A 19,876-nucleotide genomic window follows, 5' to 3' on the forward strand; every position below is an offset into this window, starting at 1 on the left:
TAAATAAAAAACCCCCGGCTATCAGGAAATAGCCGGGGTCACGCTTTAAGGAGCTGCGTTTAGCTTCAAGTCCCAAGCTTTTAGTTCTCCAGCCACCGGTGCCGTGCCTTCGCCAAAGGTGCTGTACTTGGTAGTGATCTTGTTGAAGTTGATGGAAATGCTCTCGCTGGGACGATCACCGCCACTGGAGGCGCTGTAACCGCTAATAATGGCTTCACCCAATTCGATTTCGTAATAGACTTGAACCTTGGAATCTGAGCCCGCAGTTTGGATGAAATGTATTGTGGCGGTGCCCAAACTTTTACCGCAGATGGCTTGTCTCCAAAGCTCTGTGGAGGCAATGTCCATGCTTTTGGTAATAGTCACTTCGGAAAACGAAGGATTGCTGGTATCACGGTCTTTGCCGGTACCGCTGGTTGAGATGGCGCGGCCGACGCCCATTTGCAAAGAGTCTAGGGTAATCCAATCTTTGTGCCCTTCGACTGTGCTATCGCCTTTAATTGCTGTTGCGAAATTTAATAAGATCATAATGCTCTCCTTTCTAAGTTACTGATAAAAAACATAAGCGGGTACTCACCCAAAGATTTACAGCGCCGGCACGCCGGCATATAAAACAACCATCGCCAGTCCCGGGAATTTCGCATTACCGACCCGACAATTAGCATACTTCCTAGCCTTATTCAGCGAATAGGGCTTAACCTTTTTGCGACGGTAATTTAGACGTCAGCCGCAAGGAAACCGTCAACCCTTCCAACTGATAGTGCGGTCTCAGGAAAAACTTGGATTGATAATATCCAGGATTGCCTTCCACCTCTTCTACCACCACCTCTGCCCCAGCCAACGGCCGCCGGGCTTTATCTTTTTCAGTCGCCACTGCCGGGTTGCTTAGTACATACTGGCTAATCCAAGTATTCAGCCAAGCTTCCATATCCTGCCGTTCCTTAAACGAACCGATCTTGTCGCGCACGATACATTTGAGGTAATGCGCAAAGCGGCAAGTCGCAAATAAGTAAGGCAGACGGGCGGCCAGATTAGCGTTGGCACTGGCATCCGGGTCTTGGTACTCGAACGGTTTTTGTAAAGACTGCGCACCAATAAACGCGGCAAAATCTGTGTTTTTCTTATGCAGCAAGGGCATGAAGCCACTTTTCGCCAACTCTGCTTCGCGCCGGTCGGTAATAGCGATTTCGGTCGGACACTTCATGTCGACGCCGCCGTCGTCGGTCGGGAAGGAATGCACCGGCAAGCCTTCCACCGCGCCACCGGACTCGATACCGCGAATCTGCGAACACCAGCCGTATAACTTGAAAGAACGATTAATATTGACCGCCATGGCATAAGCCGCGTTGGACCATGTATATTTGCTGCTGTCGGCGCCCGAGGTATCTTCCTCGAAATCAAACTCCTCGACAGGATCGGTTTTCGAACCGTACGGTAACCGGCTGAGGAAGCGCGGCATAGCCAAACCGAGGTAACGCGAATCTTCGGATTCCCGCAATGAACGCCAAGCCGCATATTCGGGCGTTTGAAAAATTTTGGTCAGATCGCGCGGATTCGCCAATTCAGACCAACTCTCCATTTGCAGCACGGATGGTGCCACACCGGAAATGAACGGAGTATGCGCAGAGGCGCTGATTTTCGCCATCTCGCCCAACAACTCCACATCTTGCGGACTGTGGTCGAAATGGTAGTCGCCCACCAAGCAACCGAACGGCTCGCCACCAAACGTGCCATATTCTTCTTCGTACAGTTTTTTGAATAGCGGACTTTGGTCCCAGGCCGTACCCTTGAATTTTTTCAGGGTTTTACCCAACTCATTTTTGGTGATATTTAACACCCGAATTTTCAACATTTCGTCGGTTTCGGTGTTGTTAACCAGGTAATGCAAGCCGCGCCAGGCACCTTCCAATTTTTGAAAATCAGGATGATGTATGACTAAATTCAATTGCTCGGTGATCTTCTGGTCAAGGCTGGCAATAATCGACTGGATAGTTTTAATTGCGTCGTCGGATACTTTTGAAACATCCTGTAATGCGTATTGGGCCAAGGTTGTTACAGCAGTATTGACCTGATTGGCAGCTTCTGTTCCTGGCTTGAACTCCTTGGACAATAATGCGGAAAAATCGTCCAATTCCAGAGTTTGAGTTGCGCCCTGTCCGCCTTGAGTTTCTAATTCGGCCATGGCTTACTCCCCTTTTCCTTCGGCAGCATCACCGCCGGCTTCCGTCGGTTTCGCCGAAGCAGCCAAGGTTTGCAACAATGCTGGGTCGTTAACTAACTTCGCGATTAATTCCTCGGCACCCGTTTTACCGTCCATGTAGGTGATCAAGTTGGACAATTGGGTTCTAGCTTCCAAGACTTTATCCAAGCCTGCCACTTTTTTGGCAACCGCTGCGGGGGAAAAGTCATCCATACTTTCGAAGGTGATATCGACATTCAAATTGCCTTCGCCGGTCAAGGTATTGGCAACTTGAAATGCAACCCGAGGTTTCATCGATTTCAACCGCTCGTTGAAATTATCGACATCGATTTCCAACAATTTACGATCAGCTACCGGCGCCAATGGCTCGGAAGGCTTGCCCGACAAGTCCGACATCACGCCCATCACGAACGGCAACTGCACCTTTTTTTCGGAACCGTAGAGTTCGACATCGTATTCAATCTGTACCCGGGGCGCCCGGTTCCGTTGTATAAACTTCTGACTACTTTCAGCCATTGTATTCTCCGCTTGACATTAAGAAGGACTACCAAAAAATCGTTTTTTAACTCGGGTCCGGACCCTTTATGGTACTTATTTGGGAAAGCGCATCCGGCATTAAGTTCTGGACGATTTCCATAAAATCCGCCGTTGCGAGATGCTTGGCCCTGCGCAATAGAATGGGTACAGGGCTAGACGGTTCGTAGTCAGCATAATACTTACAAAGTGCGTCCAAGGTTCTCACCACATCTTGACGCGACTCGATAGCTCCACTCACCGCCGGTCTCGATTTGACCGGTTTTACATCATTACTATCCACCTCGGCACTGCTTTCATTTTCGATTGCCCCGCTCTCGTTATCGCCAGCCAACCGCGATCCCGCGTAATGATCAAAATCATCCCGAACTTCCTTGAGTAAAGCTTTCAAGGGTGTCAACACTGCGCCTTGGCTGGCACCGACTTTTTCGTTAACGAAAGTATCGATCTGCTCAATTATCTTGATACTCTCAAGTAATGCCTGATAAGTATCGGTCAAAGCGGCATCATCTACATCCAGAAAAGCCGCATTGATAGCTGCATTGTCCGGCTTTGTCAGGTCCTTGGGTACTTCCAGCCGATCAGTGGCGTATTGGATATCGCGCAAACAAAAGCGGCCAACGGCTTTTGACTCAACCAGTACCGCCAAACTTAGGGGCCTGAGTATCAGGTCGAAGCTGGCCAGCTCTTCCAAAATATTGACTCGCGACGTCGGATCCATACCATCGTCGGGATCGAGCTGCGGATATATAGAGTCCCAATAACGGGATATAGATTCCTCCAGAAACGCCAGTCCATCGCGAAAACCTCTCCAACCTTCCACATTGATAAGCGTCCGGATCAAGTACAAGATGACCTGTAGATCCTTTGAGCGTTGCAACAATGCGAACGCCTCCTTGTACACTTCGCGCCAGTTGGGTGGTAGCGCTTTCTCTCCGGAAAACTGATTCTCAGGGGTTCCTAAAATATTGCTGTCCAACGCCACTCTGGCGCTGTCATATTCAAGGTTATCTCCACAAGGGTGCTCGGCCGAAACGGGTTCTAGTAATCCGGACAAATCTGCCATTTTCACGCCTCTCTCGTCATGCAATTGTTAACGTCAACCGATTGAACCGCGATAACGAAACTTTGTGCCCTGCGTTCCGTTTCTTACAATCGACACGATTCTATTCTGCTCCGGACTTGTTACACCAGTATTTAGTCCAAAACCAATCCGCATTAGTCTAGTCGCTTTTTTATGTCCCGCTTTAAACTAAAGAACAGTGCCTGTCACAGTTTCTTATATCTATCAATTTGCATTTGCCGATTAATAGATAACCTAGCTATACCATTTAGCATGCCACCCCACGAACACATTTATCACGCGCTTATAAGACTATGATATAAAACAATTTATAAGTTAAATAGGCCACCCTGTCGCGAATTTGAGGCCCTATTGCAGAGACAGATCAGCACGATATTTCGTATCGGATACGATATTTGGTACTTGCGGAGATCAGCTTGCGTTTAACTTTGCGTCGCCTGGTCCATACTATTGAGCAATGGAAGAAAGACTGCGCCCAAAGCAATGCCGATGGACTAATACCGACCTATGAGTAATGGCGGTTAATGGTCAGGCTGATCGTATATTTATATTAAGTCCGCCGGAACCCTGAATAAACTCAGATGTTCCGCGTCTAAAACAGCATTGTGAATTCTGTCTTAACCAATAAACTCTGCAACCAATACGGTAATGTTATCTCGACCGCTTCTGCTCAACGCCTGATTAATCAGGGCTTCTGCAGCCAATTGGCAATTACCTGCGGCCATCAACTCCGCAATTTCGCTTTCCGACAACTCTTTATCCAAGCCGTCACTACATAACAGATAACGATCACCGCTGGCCGCCTGAAAGCGAACCACATCCAAGGCCAAGGCCAATTGTCCACCAACCGCGCGCGTGATTACATTCGCCCCGACTTGCTTTGCCGCCACTTCCCGGCTCATTACGCCGGAATCCATCAATTCGTCGATCAAGGTATGGTCGCGCGTAATCTGCGTAAACGCGCCGTTACGCAGTTGATATAAGCGACTGTCCCCAGCCCAAACAGCCGCACATTCTGCTTCTTTTGCAAGCAAAGCTACCACCGTGGTACCGACAATACTACCTTGCTGAATGCCCGAAGCAAAAAGGCATAAATCTTCGTTGATCTTATGCAATCTATTGCAAACTGCTTCAACCTGACTATCCAGGTTTTGGTTAAATTCCAAGGTCGATAAGGAATCCACCACCAAGCGACTGGCAACGTCGCCGGACTGATGCCCACCCATACCGTCAGCAACCACCCATAAACCAAGGGACGGGCAATCGAGCAAAGCGTCTTCATTGTGTTTACGCTTATTGCCAACCACCGTGACCCCGTATGAAGTCCACGCGGGCGAGTTAGGAAGCTCTAAAGAATCACCCGCCAGTGCGTCCGCCCTGGCTAGGCTTGGCACCCGCTCTGTTTTTTTAACGCTTTGACTTTGTTGATAACTCTGCATATGCCAAGATCTGCCAGCCTGCGGCATACCTTGCAAAAAACTCGCATAAGCATCGATAGGCGGCAAACCTTCGCAAACCAGCAAACTGGGGTGATTCGTCTGACCTCCTTCGCTCACCCAAATGCTGTACCCAGGCATAAAACGTTCGATCAGACTCTGGCTCAAGCGCGGAAACAGCGCGTCCGTCTGATCCAGGCCTGCCAAATCGAAACGAAACGCGAGCTTGCCGTTGGCCGCCCCCACCCCGCAGCTAGAATCAACTTGAAAACGCTGCGGTGCCAGGGAGTCTGCCGAACCGATTGCCATCAGCCCCTTATCAAACCGATCCAGATCGCAGGATTCGTTCAACACCGACAGAGCGGCGTCTTCCAATTGCGCAAACCATTCCGAATCCGACGAAAACAATGACAGCAAAGACTCTGCGTTGACCGCTTGCGCCAAGGTTAACGGGTAATAACGGCCGACTCTGTCTACGCTAGGCATCATGACACCGGCCCAGGCGCTTGCCCCGCAGACCCCGGGGCTTAACGCGAAACGCCAAAGTGGGCTAACCAAAAACAACGAGAGCCAAGTTTCGCCTAAAGTTTCCTGACTCGAGCGCATCGACGCCTGTAACCACTGGTCCCATGGCTCGATAAAATGCCTGGGCAAGCGCCTACTGACAAAATCGCCCAAACTCGGCACTTTCCCGAAAAAACCGACGTTAAGCCCATCCAAAGAACTCATAAGGACTCCGGGCAACGGAAGCTTTGATATTCGCTGATCCCAAATGGATTATTAACGCTAGCCGCGCGCAATTCGAACTTAGCGGTATAGCCTTCCAGTTGCACGGTCAAATTAAAGCGATCCGGCAAGCCGGTAGGTTGGATATTGAACTCGTCGAACATTCTGAATAATGCCCAGGCGCCTTCCTTGGACTTACTCACTTGTTTGCCGTCCAATCCTTCAAACACCACTCTTACTCCAGCACTATTATTGGTGCCGGGCCACTGAAATTTGGTTAGCTGCTCTGGACCATGGCGATACACCAATTCCTGCCCTTCAACATTTAATCTGAAGGTGGCAACTTTGTCGTCTAACGCCAGGGGTTTTAACTCGAATTGCACTTGCGGCACCGCGCCGCCGCCGGGAAAAAATGCATCGCGAATTTTCGAGGCAATCTGGAATTGGCGAATACTGGCTGCCGACAAGCCCAGAGCCTTATCGGAACTTAACTCCGCCCACTGTACCGCCGCGGTATCCACAAACGCCTTGAGATTAGCGTTAAAAAACTGATCGACAATCCCGTTAGCGGCAAACACTTTGCCAAAATCAGCCATCAACACATCTTGCTGGGTATTTTTTGCAAACGGATAACGTCCGGCCAAAGCGCTTTTGCAGGGCATGGTCACGGCGGTTTTCAGCATTTCGTTTAACTGGACTTTCGCACCAGTTTTGATTTGCTGTCCGCCCGTGCTGGTCAGGGCATTCAAGGAAGCCGCAACCGGGCCGGGCAATCGGGCAAACTCCATTTTGGCGGCTTGGAGAGGATCGACACCGCCACCGGCGAACCTCGCCGCCTCGGTAGACAAGGCTTGGCCGCCACTATTCGGCGCCGAACCAATCTGCATCAGATAATCATGCAGGTTTTTGATACTCGCCAAGGTTGCGGCGATGGGAGCCGGCCTATCGGCAGCACCCCGCACTTGCATATTGTAAGGTTCGAAATAAGTCTCCAAGGCCTTAACCGGATCAACGCCACCATCGCTTTGCTTAGCCATCGCCAGCAGTTTTTGGGTGGCAGCCTCCGGCACGGCCAAGGCACCGCCCGTGGATTTTGCCAACGCATCGGCCAATTCGGAAGAGAGCTTGCTCAGCGCGGTATTTTTTTCGACCAGTTCCAACAACAGCTTCAGCGGCGAATCGGGACGCGACAGCAGATCCAAAGTATCTACGAGCTGATTATTGCTGGGCTGCGGGCGGAATTTAACCGCTGTCAGCACACCATCCCAGGTCTTTTGGTAATCCCCCAAATACAGGCGTTTGAAATCGCTATATAAACGATCAATTTCGACAGGCGTACTGGCTCCGTTTACGCCGAGCACCCAGTTCTGCTCGCTGGCTTCCTTGACGTAAACCATGCCTTTCTTCAGAAACAGCTCCGTATAGCCGTAACTGCTAAACAAACCGGGTACAACCAGCGTATCCAATTCCTTGCCGTTTGCTGTAAACACTCGGCCACCGTTCGGCGCCAGTTGTCCGGCGACGGAAATGTCGTGACTGCGATCAAACAGCGCCTCGCTTTTAAAGCGGCTATAAAGTTGATTGACCATGGGAATTTGCGTCAGTTTATTGCGCACTGCGTCGACAAAGCCATTATCAAGTGTTGCCGGATCCAAATTCAAAGCCAACAAGTTATCCAGGTGTAACTGCAATTTGGCCTGGGTCTCCGGGTCGGTGGCAAACATTTGCTCCCAATCCAATTTCACCCAGGGCTGCGCAACCTTGGCGTCCATCCGTTGCGGCTCGCCGAACATCAGATAGACGCGCAGCAGTTGATAGAGCACATCCAGATTTTTGCCTTCATCGCCTTGCATGCGCTCTTTCAAACGTAGCGTAATCAAAGCCTGAAAATTTTCGCGAAGCAAACGCTCATAGGAAATATCGATAGCGGAATCGATTTTATCGCCCTGGTACAAACCAAATCCGCTGCTCCAACCGGTTTGAGCGTACACGTCCTTGGCGGCTTGCAGGGCATTTAGCTTCGGCAGCAAGGCCAAGAAGCCGGAACGTGAATCTGTTGGAGCAAGATTACTGGCTCGGTAAATTTCTATCTGTTTTTCGACATCGGCAATCGCCGACTTATTGGTGGCAAAACTGACCATCCACACCACCACGGCAATCGCTACAATCGCAAAGGTGGCGGCAAAGCCGGCGAGGTTCATCAAACGAAAACGCCGTTCGACCTTTGGATCCACACCAACCAATTCCGCTTCGGGAAATACCACTTGCTTTAGGAGCTTAGTCAGAAAATAGCTTTTTCCGCGCCCGCTCATTAATGGCGTCACTTGTCTTTCCAATCTAAAGCTTGAGGCCAACGCAGCCATCACTCGGTCTATCGGAGTCCCTTCCTGGGTGCCGCTGCTGAAATACACACCGCGCAACAGGAAAGGCTCTTCGTAGCGATTGGTGGAGAACGCTGCATCCAAAAATCCGGTTGCCACTGATTTGAACAGCATCATTTGCTGCGGGAAATCGAAAATAGCCGTACGGCGCTGCACATCGCGCTCTTCCTGGATACGCTTCAAGCGGCGCTGCACCAGTCTCTCGGTTAATTCGTCATAGGCCTTCTCGAATTGCAATAAATGCGCGGCCAGATCCTCTTTATCGTTGTCCGCACGAATAAACGTTTCGCCCCACACCTGGCTACGCTCGTCCTCGGTCAAATTGGCGAAAAAATCACTAAAGCCCGCCACGAGGTCGGCTTTGGTGAACAACACATACACCGGCAATTGCACACCCAATTGCGCATTAAGCTCCGTAATCCGCCGCCGAATCGCCGCCGCATGCTGGCGTAATTCTTCCTCAGTCTGCTGTATCAAATCGCTGACACTCACTGCCACAAATACACCGTTCAGGGGGCGGCGTGGTCGATATTTTTTTAACAGCTGCAAGAAACCATGCCAGGCCGTCGCATCCACTTCTTGATGGCTATCTTGGGTGGTATAGCGGCCGGCGGTATCCAATAACACTGCTTCGTCCGAAAACCACCAATCGCAATCTCGTGTGCCGCTGACGCCTTTTACCGCATGCTTGCCCAAGCGTTCGGCCAACGGAAATTGCAATCCGGAATTGATTAAGGCTGTGGTTTTGCCGGATCCCGGCGCACCGATAATTGCGTACCAAGGTAGTTCGTAAAGATACTGCTTCCGACCGCGTTGTTTGGAGCTGGTGGTTTTCAATAAAGCTAAAGCCTCGTCGAAGCCGCGACTCAACACATCCAGTTCGGCTGCGGAGGCCGATTGCGCATCGTTTGCATCGGCTCCGCCAGCCAAATCGGCCATCAAGCGCTGTTCGCGCTTACGCGACAACAGCCATGCAATCAACCGATAAAGCAACCAACATCCGACTATTACGCCTATCGTTACGATGCGGCTTAAATCTGACTCCAACGGCACACTGCCGGCAATCGCAATTAAGGGCCCGATGAACCAAATCAATACCGACAAAACCACGATACCGATCAGCTCAAGCACCCACTTTGTTTTAAAAAAACTGATTATCCGTTCCACGCGGTATTCTCACTTTATCAGGATGTCGACGCGCCGATTTAAGGCTCGATGTTCAGGAGTGTCATTGGGTGCCAAAGGCTCGCCGTCGGCCCGGCCTTCGGCTCTGGCAGCACCTTTTAATTGGGCGGATGCGGTTAAAATCGCCAAGACGTTTTTAGCGCGTGCCGCGGACAGATGCCAATTGGATGGAAAACGGGCCGATACGATGGGTTTGTCGTCGGTATGCCCGGTTACCAAAATCGAGTCTTGTTCATTCTCAAGCTCCTTAGCGATTTTTTTCAACATGGGCAGAAACTCCGGCTTGACTTGGTCACTACCCGAGGGAAAGGAGTTGCGGACGCGGATGATGCTATCGTCGACCACTTCAACCATATTCTGGGCAATTTCGTCGCGCAATAATGGCTTAAAGCGTTCCAATCTGTTTGCAATAGCGGGCGCGGGCGGTGGGGTTATAGTTGCTGCCGCCGCAACTTGTACAGGCTCCTTGGCCAATTTTAGTAACTCACGATACGTCGGATCGGATGCCGAATTAATAAAAAACGCAAAACCCAGATAACAAAGTAGTAATAAGCCGCCGGCTGCGCTAGCGAACACCCATAAGGGTACTTGCGTGATCAACGAGCTATTGCCGCTCTTTTGCCCATGCCAGCGCGGCGACAGTTCCGCCGGGAAATCCCCCCTCACCCGCTGAGTCAATTGATACAGTTCCAGACGTTGTTTTTCCAGTTCGTTGGAGCCGTTGGTCATGACCCGATACTTGCCCTCGAATCCAAAACTTAACAGCACATAGCAAAGCTCGATGAGCGGTAAGTTTTGCGCGGGCTGTTTCACCAGATGTTCGAGTATTTGGAAAAAGCGTTCGCCGCCCCAGGCTTCTTTATGAAAAAGGATAAGCAGACTTTGATGGCCCCAATTACTCTGCGAGCCCCAGGGCGTGTTTTGGATAATTTCATCCAGAAAAGTACATAAACCGTAGCTCGCCATGCGCATGGTTTCTTGCTGAAACCCCGCATTCAAGCCACGATTCTCAAATTCCCTGACTTCTTTGGCCAACTTTTGTTTTAGTTCATCAACTCCGGCATAACTAACAGTTGTTCTAAGCCTAGCCGCCAAGGAAAGCATGCCAGCCGATAGAGTCAATAAGGAACCGCTATCCGCTCCTGAAAGCAAGCTCAGCGAAGGAATGTTGATAGTTGCAGTCGGCTGCTGGGGCGGGGATGGTGGTACTTGCGTGAATGACGACTGTTGAGGCATTCTTCCGCCAGGCGAAGGCCGTAACACTGTTTTGTCGTCATCGCCGAAAGGTCCTTGTTGCGCCATGTCATCACCCTTTTTTTATTGCCCAGAATTCCAACTCCAATCCCGGAAAATTACCGCCAATATGAAATGCAAAGCCGCCGGAATCCATCATTTTCTTCCAATAAGGGCTTTGTTTGTCCAGTTCGAAATAAGAGCATCCGGCGTGATACGGCAATTGCCTTGGCGCCACGGGCAAAGGGTGAATTGAAATTCCCGGCAGTGCAGCAGTTACCAGTTGGGTGATCTCTTCAACAGGACCAATTTTTACCTGGGGTGGAAAATGTGTACGCAACATTTCCGACGATACTTGGGCACTTGCAGCCAGGATGTAGATTGCCTGCTCCAATAATTTCACATCCGGGCGACCCGAGTAATACACCGACTGGCTATGCTTGGTTAAAGGAATTTGAATGGCATTTTGCTCAAGCACCATGCTCAGCAAGCGTCGCAACTCGTCAATTAACGGCATAAAGCAAATACGCAAGTCGTCATGCCGATATTCTGGCAACACCGCTGGCCGTTTAGTTTGACGGTAGAAAGTCGCCAGATCTCCCATCAGCTGCAAGCATAAGGAAAATAGCGCTTCCGGATGGAGTAGTGTATTTCCAGCCAAATGTGCCAACAATGGCTCATAGCGATTGATGGTTTGCAGCAACATAAAGTCTGCCACCTCTGCGACACCGGCACCTTGTGAAGTACCAGCAACGCGTGCTGCTAAAGCCTCACCTCTGGTATGCAGCAAACCTTGCAGCTCCCGGACAAAGCCGTTCAAAATACTACTGGCTGCCGATTGCAACGCCACGGGAATGTATTTGTCATCCAGTACGACTGTTTTGTCGGCGCGCACCTCAACGATATTGGCAACACCCAGACATAGATAGCCTGATCGTTCTTGATCGCCAAGCATAAGTTTCGGACGAATGCTGCCTATCTGCACGGGGTAACGAGCATCATAACCGGCGTTGTTGTCTCTGACGTCCCTATGGGTAACTCGGTATCTCGCCAATCCGTCAGGGTTATTGTCGCTGTCAACCTCAACAGCGTCCGGACGACTCAGCGGCAATGCTAAATACACCACTTCATTAGCGACGCCTTCAGAGACATCCAGTGGCAAAGGCAGCTCATCTTCGTCAGGCAAATGAAACGGAGTACCGTCCTGGAAAATGCCTCTGGCATCAATCAGAGTGATTTTTCCGATTGCCAATTGTGCTCCATCCAGCTTTAGCGAGGAAAAACCCCAGTCGTATGCCCTAATTCCATAACATCGACCATCGATTCGGCTTTCCAGATAACGATCATGTTGTTGAAAGTGCTGCGGCCTAAGGAACATGCCTTCCGACCAAACAATCCTGTTATTGATTGACATACTGTATTCGGTACCGTTTATTATTTAAGAACAATGACTTATGAAAACTGCGCTGCCAACCCAATAAACTTGCAAACTTTCACCGCCTCGCAAATAGACGCATCTGTTTTTCATAAGCTTCAGCGAACTCTTCCCCAAAAAATCCTTCAATTGCTTGTGTTTTTAATTCCGGATATTTTTCGCAAAAAAGCTCCCAACACTTGGCTTTTCTTTGAAAAACAATGCCTTCGCCCAAAGTTTTCTCAAAACTCTCCGGATCGAAGCGGTGCAAAATTTCTGCCAAAGAAGCCTGGATACCTGCCGTCATCGCTAGTTGGTGAAATTTGACATCTTTGAAAGCTTCATTTATTGCATCATTTGAATTTATAAACGCGGGATTATTCGGCGCGAGCATTAGCTTAAGCACACTTTCCACATCAGGATTGAATTTTAGCGGGTTATTGTCAAAAGAGCGGATTGTGGTGACGGAAACTCGAAATTCACTTTTCATTTCCGCGCGTGCGCGCAAAACATCCATCAAGCCTTCGATCAAATTTCGGAACAACACACCGGTAACTTTCATCGCCTCCGGCCACTGATCTTCTGTTAAGAATGTGTGATCTTTTATTCCTGCACCATCCAGAAACATCTTCATGAGCGATAAGTCAGCCGATTTCGAACTGGTATAGCGGTCCTTATTCGGTGTTAGCGTAAACTCTATTTCACTGTCTTGCGGAACCGCGGTGGGTTCAACTTCACATTCAATATTAGACGCATTTTGGAATATGTCTTCAGAATCCAACTCTATATGCGAAGGAATAGGCTTGGATAAACTTATTGATTCAAAATTCGGAAACTCTACTTCGGGAGACGCATTGAAAGGTGTATCCAATGCACCTAATGAATCTAACCCTTTTAAGAATTCGGCAATATCTTTACCATCATTCTCGGGAGGTAACACCTCGGGCGGGGTAAAGCTGTCGTGAAAAGGGGATGCTGGAGGACGTTCTCCGAACGGAGAATTCGCTGCGCTATGCGGAATCGAGAAATTCAGCGGTTCATTTACTATTGACTGCTGATCGTTTGGAAACGATTCGGCAAATGGTGAAGGCGAAAGACTCTCGATACTAATGGGTGAACTTGGTAATATTTCGGCTGACTGTTCCACAATAACTTCATATTCGCCGATACGTAAAACTTCACCATCTAGCAATCTTGCTTGCGCATCATTTATATTAAGTCCGGCATTAGACAAAAATGTACCATTTTTACTTGTATCCTTTATCAAGTAGCCGCCGTCCTGGTAAATGATTTCAGCGTGGTGCCCTGATACAAAGTTTTCTGTGTCAGGTAACACTAGAGTGTTTCCCGCCTTTCTGCCTATCGTTCCTCCTAACTGATTGAATTCGGCACTCAATTCAGTAGGTAATGGTAAACCCTTGTAAGAAAGTACTTTTAAGATAATTGGCACGATTGTCGTCCTACCGTTAACATTAGTTAAATAGCTTAGCAACTTACGTCAGCTTTTATCAAAAAAGCTTAGTCATTTTTGCAATCTAACTTTATCACTTTGCTCGATATTCAATCATAAGAGCTGTCATCGCGGATTGTTTAAGTCTCCAAAATAACGGTAGCGAAGCCTCGCTTACCTAGTGTCAAAATATTTATCGTTTTTCAATCAAGCATTCGGGTCTAAATCCGATGGCTTTGCCTCATTTCCACCACAACATTAATTTACTTTGACCCAATTAGAAAGCCAGCTATTAACTTGATGTCCCGGCGAGCTGAGCAAAGATGCATTGATAATTAGTTTGGCGGGATATGCTAAATTATGACTTTGGGTGTAAAACTCCTAAGGAAGCTCTGATTAATTCGCTATCTCGAACTTAAGCACCTACTGATTCAGTTGCTTGCTCATCGTTTTTCTTGAAAAACTGCATTAATTAGAGCCCCCCTAAAATCGGGACGATTTTTTGCAGCGCAGCGCTCCAAAAGACCTATGATAACGACGGCGATGATGTAATAAGTTAGCGTGCCGTTTCCGCAATATTATCGGACCTTTTACTACATCTCTAATATCAGTGCCTTGCTGATATAAACCCCTGATAACCCATTGTTTTAACCTGAAGAGATACTTGTAATTTTTGGAATACACTCCCAACGTGGGACTCACTTGCATTTGGGTTTTGTACTTCACTTTTGAGTGATAACTAAAATAGGTTCCGTAAAAACTTTACACTTAACTCACCCAATTAAATTCCGAGTGGTTTACTACTTTCCAAGACTTTATCGTCAATCCGTTTGAATTCGTCATCAGATTGTACTATTTTGTATTTTTTAATTTTTCTTCACCACCAGTCACTAATCCAGACATACATTCGACTACGCTTTCAACGTAATTTGAATGTGCTTCTGCAAGCTCTTTGGCTGCACCAAAACTTTCTCGTAATTCAGTTAGGGTCTTCTGCGGGTCCTTAGACTTATTAAGATCTAACATTTTGGCGTAATTTTTATACGCCTTTCGTCTTTCAGGATCTAGTAAGAATAATCCTGGCATATCATTTGACGAAGTATCGACGACACATTTTGTCATTGTTTCCGGCTCAATTCCGTAGTCCCTAAGATCTTTATCCTGCTTCATTTGCTCCAATACTACGGACTGATACTCTTCTTTTTCCGAGCAACCGCTTAATACTAATATCCCAACAATTACTAACATTTTTTTCATTTTTTATATTTTCCTGCGTTTTCCGAGCATATTAACCAAAAAAAACCCCCGCTATTTTTCAATAGCGAGGGTTTTCAGTTTCTTCCTAAGTATTTCTACTTAGGAAACTTTCATTATTAGATGAAAGTTGGGATCAGAGGAGCATCAACTGTTACCAATTGACGGTTACCTTTTTCATCCCAGAAGAACAACAGACCTGCGAAGCGGCTGTCTGGATCGTAGATCAAGTCAGCTAAACGATATACTTCCCAAGCAGCGTCAGAAGCAGTAACTTCGACAGTGCGTGTTTCGCCTGGAGCCAGAGGGCTGTTATCGCTAACAGTTAAGCCTTCTTCAGCCAGCAAATCGTCTGGGTAAGCAGTATCATCTTCATGAACCGCTGGATCTAAGAAACGTACACCTGCTGTGTTGAACTCACCCAAACGAACAGCTGAATCGCCGTTGTTTGTGATGGTCAAAGTCATTTGCATTGCACGACCTGGAACACGGTATGTAGCATCATCAACTTTAACTGAAACGTTAGCTTCAGGCATTTGATAAGTTTTCATACCACGCAACAAACCAGCTTGCAAAGGAGTAGTTACAGGGTATTTTTCGTTGGTAGCGCCCATAGAAGCAGCAACGATAACCATAGTACCTACGCCGAACAGCATACCGATTTTTTTGTCGCCAGCTGAGATCAGAGAATCTGCTTTGCCAGTGCTAACAGCGATATGACGTGGAACGAACAATGGGCGTTTGATCCAGAACAACAACCATGCGAACGCGATTGCGAACCATACTGCGTGCCAGAAATAAACGTTGTCCAGAGCATAGTTTTCCAAGTTGATTGTTTGACCAGTCAAAGTTGTAACTGGGTTAACAAACTCGCTCATAGAACCAGTAATGGTTACCCATTTGCCTGGGCCGATGATAGGACCACCGCCTTGTACGTTCATCATTGAGTGAACGTGCCAGTCGCCTGGACGACGAGCTTTCAGCAGAACTTTAAACTCGTAAACTTCGCCCAATTCCAAAGACACTGAACGAGGAACCAATTGACCGCCGATCCAAGAACCTGCACGGATAAATACAGGACCAGGGATACCAACGTTCAAAAATGAAACTTCTGGTTTATCAACAGTTTCTGGCCAGCCTGCGAATACCAGGAATTTACCAGAAATTGTCATAGTTTCATTAACAGGCACTTCTTCTTTTGACCAGTTCAGGTCAAACCAGTGAATCGTCCGCATACGCATGAACGCAGCCTGTGATTTTTCACCGTGAGCAGATGCTGTTGGAGCATAGAACATCGCTGCTGTCATTGCGACCAACAGTGCGACAAAGGACAGTTTTGCAACTTTGTCTTTTATTATTTTCATATTTCCTCCTCTATCACTAGAGAATTTTAATTAAGACTTTCTGGTAGCTATCTAGAACCACCAGGTTCATTTTCTTACTATTCTTCTAATTAAGACGCGTCGTCAGCGATGAAGTCGGTTTTAGCGAACCATCTGCCGAAGAAGTGCCACAAGAAGTAAATAATGATAGAAACGAATCCAGAGAAGAACGCTGATACTGGAGCAACGTCTTTACCGAAAGTTCTTAATGTACCTTTCTCTACCATACGGATGTACTCAGGTGTACCGGTACGAACATAGTGGTAACCCTGTAAGTCAGCCAAAGTCATCATCATGCCGTTATATTCTACAGGCACGTGCAATGGAGCGATAACAGGCCAGTTACCTGGGTAGAACAACAAACCATAAGCCAAACCACCAACAACAGCGGTCAGAGTCATGCTGTTACCCATCATCAGGATAACGTCAAGAACGATCGCACCTGGCAACAGGTTAGATGGGAAGCAAATGTTTACTGGGAAGTATGTCCAGCCCCAGAAGTTCATATAACGGTTAATCCACTCACCAACCATCAGAGCAACTACAGAAAGAGTCGCGCCAACTGGCAAACGGTATCTCCACCACAAGCATGCTTGAACAGCCGCAGGGAACGTAATAGAAACGATAGGAGCTACGGTTACCCATAGACGTCTATCTTTCCAGTCGGTCCAGAAATCCCAGTCACCGCCAGTCAACATATAGTGAATGTGGTAACCGCCCAGAACCGCTGTGAACAGTGTAAAAAGAATCATCCAGTCGAACGTACGGGAAACTTGTACCGCTTCCGCACGTGAACGTACAGCTGATTGAGATGCGCTCATTAGCTTACCTCCTAAAGAATTAAAATTATATTTTTTTCACTTCTCTTTATCCTACCGCCACTTAAACGAAGCAGCGGCAGGAAAGGAGATAGTATTTTTACTTTTAAAGATAAGCTATTAAGCCAGATCTTTTTTCAGCAATTTTGCAATTGCCATTACTTCGGTGTTCACAACACCCATTACAGCCAGAGCAGCCCAACCAAAGAATACGAAACCGTAGTGCAATGGAGCAACGAACAACTCTTCCATAAACCAGAATGTGTGACCCCACTCGTTCAAACCTACGTTAGGCAGGATCATGAATGGACCGATAACCGCAATCAGATACATCAAGTGCAGACCTTCGTGGTATGTAGGCAGTCTTGTTTTTGCGTACATGAAAGAAGCTGAACCAGTGATGATGTAGATTGGGTATGACAGGTAGAACTCGATGATGTGACTTGGAGTAAAGTCAGTATCACGAACGATAGTTTGGTGCCATGTACCGTCTTGCTCTGTGAAGTAAGAAGCACCCCAATAGATAGCCCAGCCGTAGCAAACCAACCATGTCCAGTGTGTAAAGTGTCTTCTCAACTCTTCACGTGGAGTGATTGACATAACTTTACGATCACGAGTTTTCCAGATATAGCCGTTGATACCGGCAAACAGCAGTACTTCGATAACGATCTCGATGTACAACATGTTCATCCAGTATGTTTCAAACTCTGGAGCAAAAGAGTCTAAGCCAGCTGACCAGCCATAAACACCTTCATACCAACGAATGAAAGAATAAAAAACCAAATACAGGCTGATACCAGCCCACAGGTTTTTTTGATTTAAAAGCGGTGCTTCCGCAGCATCAGCCTTAACTGATTCAGTTGTAGCAGCCATTTCTACCTCCTAAAAGATTATCTAAATCCCCGATCAAATCGGGAGTTCTTTGTTTTTCCTTGTTATTTAGCCTTCTTATTGAAGACACCCCGGTCCCTTGAGGTGCGTGGCAGTCTACCACTTGCCAAATCCTTGTCAAGATAAATTAAGCTATTTTATCTAAGCGCTTGTTGTCTCCAATTCGCAAACCCGAGATCAACCCCCTACCCCCTATTCACAGACACACAGTAGCGAGCAATCCCGCTATAACCAACGAGTCTTATGAAAACAAACCATTCCTCTCAACAAGCAATCAGGTCCACGCAATATTCGCCACAGTTCAAGTAGCAAAAGCCGGTGAGCGCGCCAACTGCGGCCGGGTTATCTGCGGCCCCGGAATTTAAATATTTCCCAGCCTTGGCTTTATAACCCGGCTTCCAAAAGACGTAAAACGGGCCAACCATTTGAATAATAAAATCTTAGCAGGTTGAATTCACTCCAGTCACAGCATAAGAATACCCAGGAACACATGCGGGCTTGTAGCGTTCTTATTACTTCGCAGAACACCCTTAGCATATAAGCCCTTGAATCGCAATTTGGCGATACCTTAGTGTGTCGAGAGCACTGGTTTCAGAGGTAGTTTGCTGATATCAGAACCCGGACACCCTCGCAGGGTGCTGCTGATTCGCCTGCAATTAGCCCTTGGAGTGAAATGCCTATTTGATTTTGCTCCCGACTCAACGCTCGCGGCACAAAACAGCAAACGGCTCAATGGTGATAGTTAACGCGCGCTTTGCAAAATGACCTTCATATTTTGAAACCACATGCCAATGAAAGACTTAGGTAAATGGAGAATTTAAGACAAACAACAATAGTAACCATTAAGCGCTGACAGCTTCCAACCCGCTAAATGAGGATATTGATGCCGGTCGAACTCATCAAACACAGGCGTCGGAGATCACCTATACACCAGTGGTTGTATTTTGCCGTCGCGCTGGAGTTGCATACTTGACGCGAATAGAATGGCCGAGCAGAACGCATGATCAGGGCATCGACCTGCTACACCCAGACCATAAGGCTTTGGATGTGACCAATGATATAACCGCACATTGGATAGGGGACCAGTATTTTTCAGCGGCCTACCAAAAACCGTTAAACAAGCACCAATTGATTAGCCGTAATAGCAAAAAGGCAACCAATATGGCAGCACGATGAACCGCAAGTATCATAACTTAAAAATGGGCGGCACCCATCGCGAGCGGTTTATTAACTCGCCAATCAGCCAAACAACACGTATTCGAATATCTCTAAGTATTGCAAAACGGCCTGCAAAACTTTCCAGGGTCCTGGGTAGAAAAGCCCGAGGAGTCGCTATTTTTGCCGAAAGATTTTTTCGAGCTTCCCAGCAGGAAAAAATCGGCAAAAATCATGCGACCGCTTATGCCTGCGGCGCCCCGAATCGTCCGCTTCACCTCGCTCCGATCCAACAAGGGGTCGAAACATCGGCTCTCGCATGACTTGACGCCATGTCACAATGCCTTGCAGGTTTTCTCCGCTTCGCTGCGAAAACCTGCAAGGCGCTAAGACTATCAGGGACTAAAAATCTTCACTTCGCTGGCGCTCCGTTTCCAAGATTTTCAGCGGTTGAAAAGTTTTCACCCGAGGTTGTTCAATGACCGTCTTTTTGCCGGAGAATCCTGGAGTGATAAAAATGGAAGTGATTGCCGAAATCAGGCGGCTGCGTTTTGTCGAGCATGTAACCGCCAACGACCTAACGAAACAGTTCAGGCTTTCCCGTCCCACCATTCGTAAACATCTCAAAACGATCAAAGAGCCGGTTTATTCGACCCGACAACATCAGCCGCACCCCAAACTCGGCGACTATCTCGATCAATTGAAATGTAGTGGTCTAATAAAAATGGACACT

General features: G+C 47.8%; 14 protein-coding genes and 1 pseudogene. 2 read left to right on the top strand and 13 right to left on the bottom strand.

The genetic code is table 11. The features are described from left to right. Positions 1–45 precede the first annotated feature (45 nt). From NP589_RS10745 to amoC, 13 genes are all read right to left on the bottom strand, one after another. The gene (locus NP589_RS10745; protein WP_020483719.1) at positions 46–528 is read right to left on the bottom strand and encodes an Hcp family type VI secretion system effector; all 483 of its coding nucleotides are present in this window, start codon (positions 526–528) and stop codon (positions 46–48) included. Between the two features lie 166 nt (positions 529–694). Further along, positions 695–2,182 carry a type VI secretion system contractile sheath large subunit gene (gene tssC / locus NP589_RS10750; protein WP_020483720.1) on the bottom strand — a complete coding sequence of 496 codons (1,488 nt, stop codon included), beginning with the start codon at positions 2,180–2,182 and terminating at the stop codon, positions 695–697. 3 nt (positions 2,183–2,185) lie between these two features. After that, positions 2,186–2,716, bottom strand: coding sequence for a type VI secretion system contractile sheath small subunit (gene tssB / locus NP589_RS10755; RefSeq protein ID WP_064010370.1), 531 nt, complete (start codon positions 2,714–2,716; stop codon positions 2,186–2,188). 46 nt (positions 2,717–2,762) lie between these two features. Next, positions 2,763–3,800 carry a type VI secretion system protein TssA gene (tssA, locus tag NP589_RS10760; RefSeq protein ID WP_256606977.1) on the bottom strand — a complete coding sequence of 346 codons (1,038 nt, stop codon included), beginning with the start codon at positions 3,798–3,800 and terminating at the stop codon, positions 2,763–2,765. Between the two features lie 635 nt (positions 3,801–4,435). Further along, entirely contained in the window at positions 4,436–5,983 is a 1,548-nt protein-coding gene (gene tagF, locus NP589_RS10765) for a type VI secretion system-associated protein TagF (RefSeq protein WP_256606978.1), read from the bottom strand. After that, positions 5,980–9,492, bottom strand: coding sequence for a type VI secretion system membrane subunit TssM (tssM, locus tag NP589_RS10770; RefSeq protein ID WP_256606979.1), 3,513 nt, complete (start codon positions 9,490–9,492; stop codon positions 5,980–5,982). The genes tagF and tssM overlap by 4 nt, the downstream gene beginning before the upstream one ends. Positions 9,493–9,537: 45 nt before the next feature. After that, the gene (gene icmH / locus NP589_RS10775) at positions 9,538–10,848 is read right to left on the bottom strand and encodes a type IVB secretion system protein IcmH/DotU (RefSeq protein ID WP_256606980.1); all 1,311 of its coding nucleotides are present in this window, start codon (positions 10,846–10,848) and stop codon (positions 9,538–9,540) included. 4 nt (positions 10,849–10,852) lie between these two features. Then, positions 10,853–12,193, bottom strand: a complete 1,341-nt coding sequence (gene tssK, locus NP589_RS10780) for a type VI secretion system baseplate subunit TssK (RefSeq protein ID WP_256606981.1) — start codon at positions 12,191–12,193, stop codon at positions 10,853–10,855. A 79-nt stretch (positions 12,194–12,272) separates the two neighbouring features. After that, positions 12,273–13,643, bottom strand: coding sequence for a type VI secretion system-associated FHA domain protein TagH (tagH, locus tag NP589_RS10785; protein WP_256606982.1), 1,371 nt, complete (start codon positions 13,641–13,643; stop codon positions 12,273–12,275). An 852-nt stretch (positions 13,644–14,495) separates the two neighbouring features. Next, complete coding sequence (locus NP589_RS10790) at positions 14,496–14,900, bottom strand: hypothetical protein (RefSeq protein WP_256606983.1); 405 nt, start codon at positions 14,898–14,900, stop codon at positions 14,496–14,498. A gap of 116 nt (positions 14,901–15,016) precedes the next feature. Continuing rightward, the gene (gene amoB / locus NP589_RS10795) at positions 15,017–16,261 is read right to left on the bottom strand and encodes a bacterial ammonia monooxygenase, subunit AmoB (RefSeq protein WP_026603003.1); all 1,245 of its coding nucleotides are present in this window, start codon (positions 16,259–16,261) and stop codon (positions 15,017–15,019) included. Positions 16,262–16,350: 89 nt separating this feature from the next. Beyond that, on the bottom strand, positions 16,351–17,100 hold the full coding sequence (gene amoA / locus NP589_RS10800; protein WP_026603002.1) for a bacterial ammonia monooxygenase, subunit AmoA: 750 nt from the start codon (positions 17,098–17,100) through the stop codon (positions 16,351–16,353). 117 nt (positions 17,101–17,217) lie between these two features. Next, entirely contained in the window at positions 17,218–17,970 is a 753-nt protein-coding gene (amoC, locus tag NP589_RS10805; RefSeq protein WP_256606984.1) for a bacterial ammonia monooxygenase, subunit AmoC, read from the bottom strand. Positions 17,971–19,160: 1,190 nt separating this feature from the next. On the opposite strand from amoC, the gene NP589_RS10810 reads away from it, so the two are divergent. After that, entirely contained in the window at positions 19,161–19,466 is a 306-nt protein-coding gene (locus tag NP589_RS10810; protein WP_256606985.1) for a hypothetical protein, read from the top strand. A gap of 194 nt (positions 19,467–19,660) precedes the next feature. Next, positions 19,661–19,876 (top strand): annotated as a pseudogene (locus NP589_RS10815) (hypothetical protein); the annotation flags it as partial.

The sequence above is a fragment of the Methylomonas rosea genome, from assembly GCF_024505055.1.
Classification (GTDB): Bacteria; Pseudomonadota; Gammaproteobacteria; order Methylococcales; family Methylomonadaceae; genus Methylomonas; species Methylomonas rosea.

What these genes read in the sequence shown, in the direction of transcription:
- amoB (WP_026603003.1), bottom strand. Translation starts at nt 16,261, where the DNA reads ATGAAAATAATAAAAGACAAAGTTGCAAAACTGTCCTTTGTCGCACTG.
- tssK (WP_256606981.1), bottom strand. Translation starts at nt 12,193, where the DNA reads ATGTCAATCAATAACAGGATTGTTTGGTCGGAAGGCATGTTCCTTAGG.
- tssC (WP_020483720.1), bottom strand. Translation starts at nt 2,182, where the DNA reads ATGGCCGAATTAGAAACTCAAGGCGGACAGGGCGCAACTCAAACTCTG.
- tssA (WP_256606977.1), bottom strand. Translation starts at nt 3,800, where the DNA reads ATGGCAGATTTGTCCGGATTACTAGAACCCGTTTCGGCCGAGCACCCT.
- tssB (WP_064010370.1), bottom strand. Translation starts at nt 2,716, where the DNA reads ATGGCTGAAAGTAGTCAGAAGTTTATACAACGGAACCGGGCGCCCCGG.
- NP589_RS10790 (WP_256606983.1), bottom strand. Translation starts at nt 14,900, where the DNA reads ATGAAAAAAATGTTAGTAATTGTTGGGATATTAGTATTAAGCGGTTGC.
- amoC (WP_256606984.1), bottom strand. Translation starts at nt 17,970, where the DNA reads ATGGCTGCTACAACTGAATCAGTTAAGGCTGATGCTGCGGAAGCACCG.
- tagF (WP_256606978.1), bottom strand. Translation starts at nt 5,983, where the DNA reads ATGAGTTCTTTGGATGGGCTTAACGTCGGTTTTTTCGGGAAAGTGCCG.
- amoA (WP_026603002.1), bottom strand. Translation starts at nt 17,100, where the DNA reads ATGAGCGCATCTCAATCAGCTGTACGTTCACGTGCGGAAGCGGTACAA.
- NP589_RS10810 (WP_256606985.1), top strand. Translation starts at nt 19,161, where the DNA reads ATGAACCGCAAGTATCATAACTTAAAAATGGGCGGCACCCATCGCGAG.
- NP589_RS10745 (WP_020483719.1), bottom strand. Translation starts at nt 528, where the DNA reads ATGATCTTATTAAATTTCGCAACAGCAATTAAAGGCGATAGCACAGTC.
- icmH (WP_256606980.1), bottom strand. Translation starts at nt 10,848, where the DNA reads ATGGCGCAACAAGGACCTTTCGGCGATGACGACAAAACAGTGTTACGG.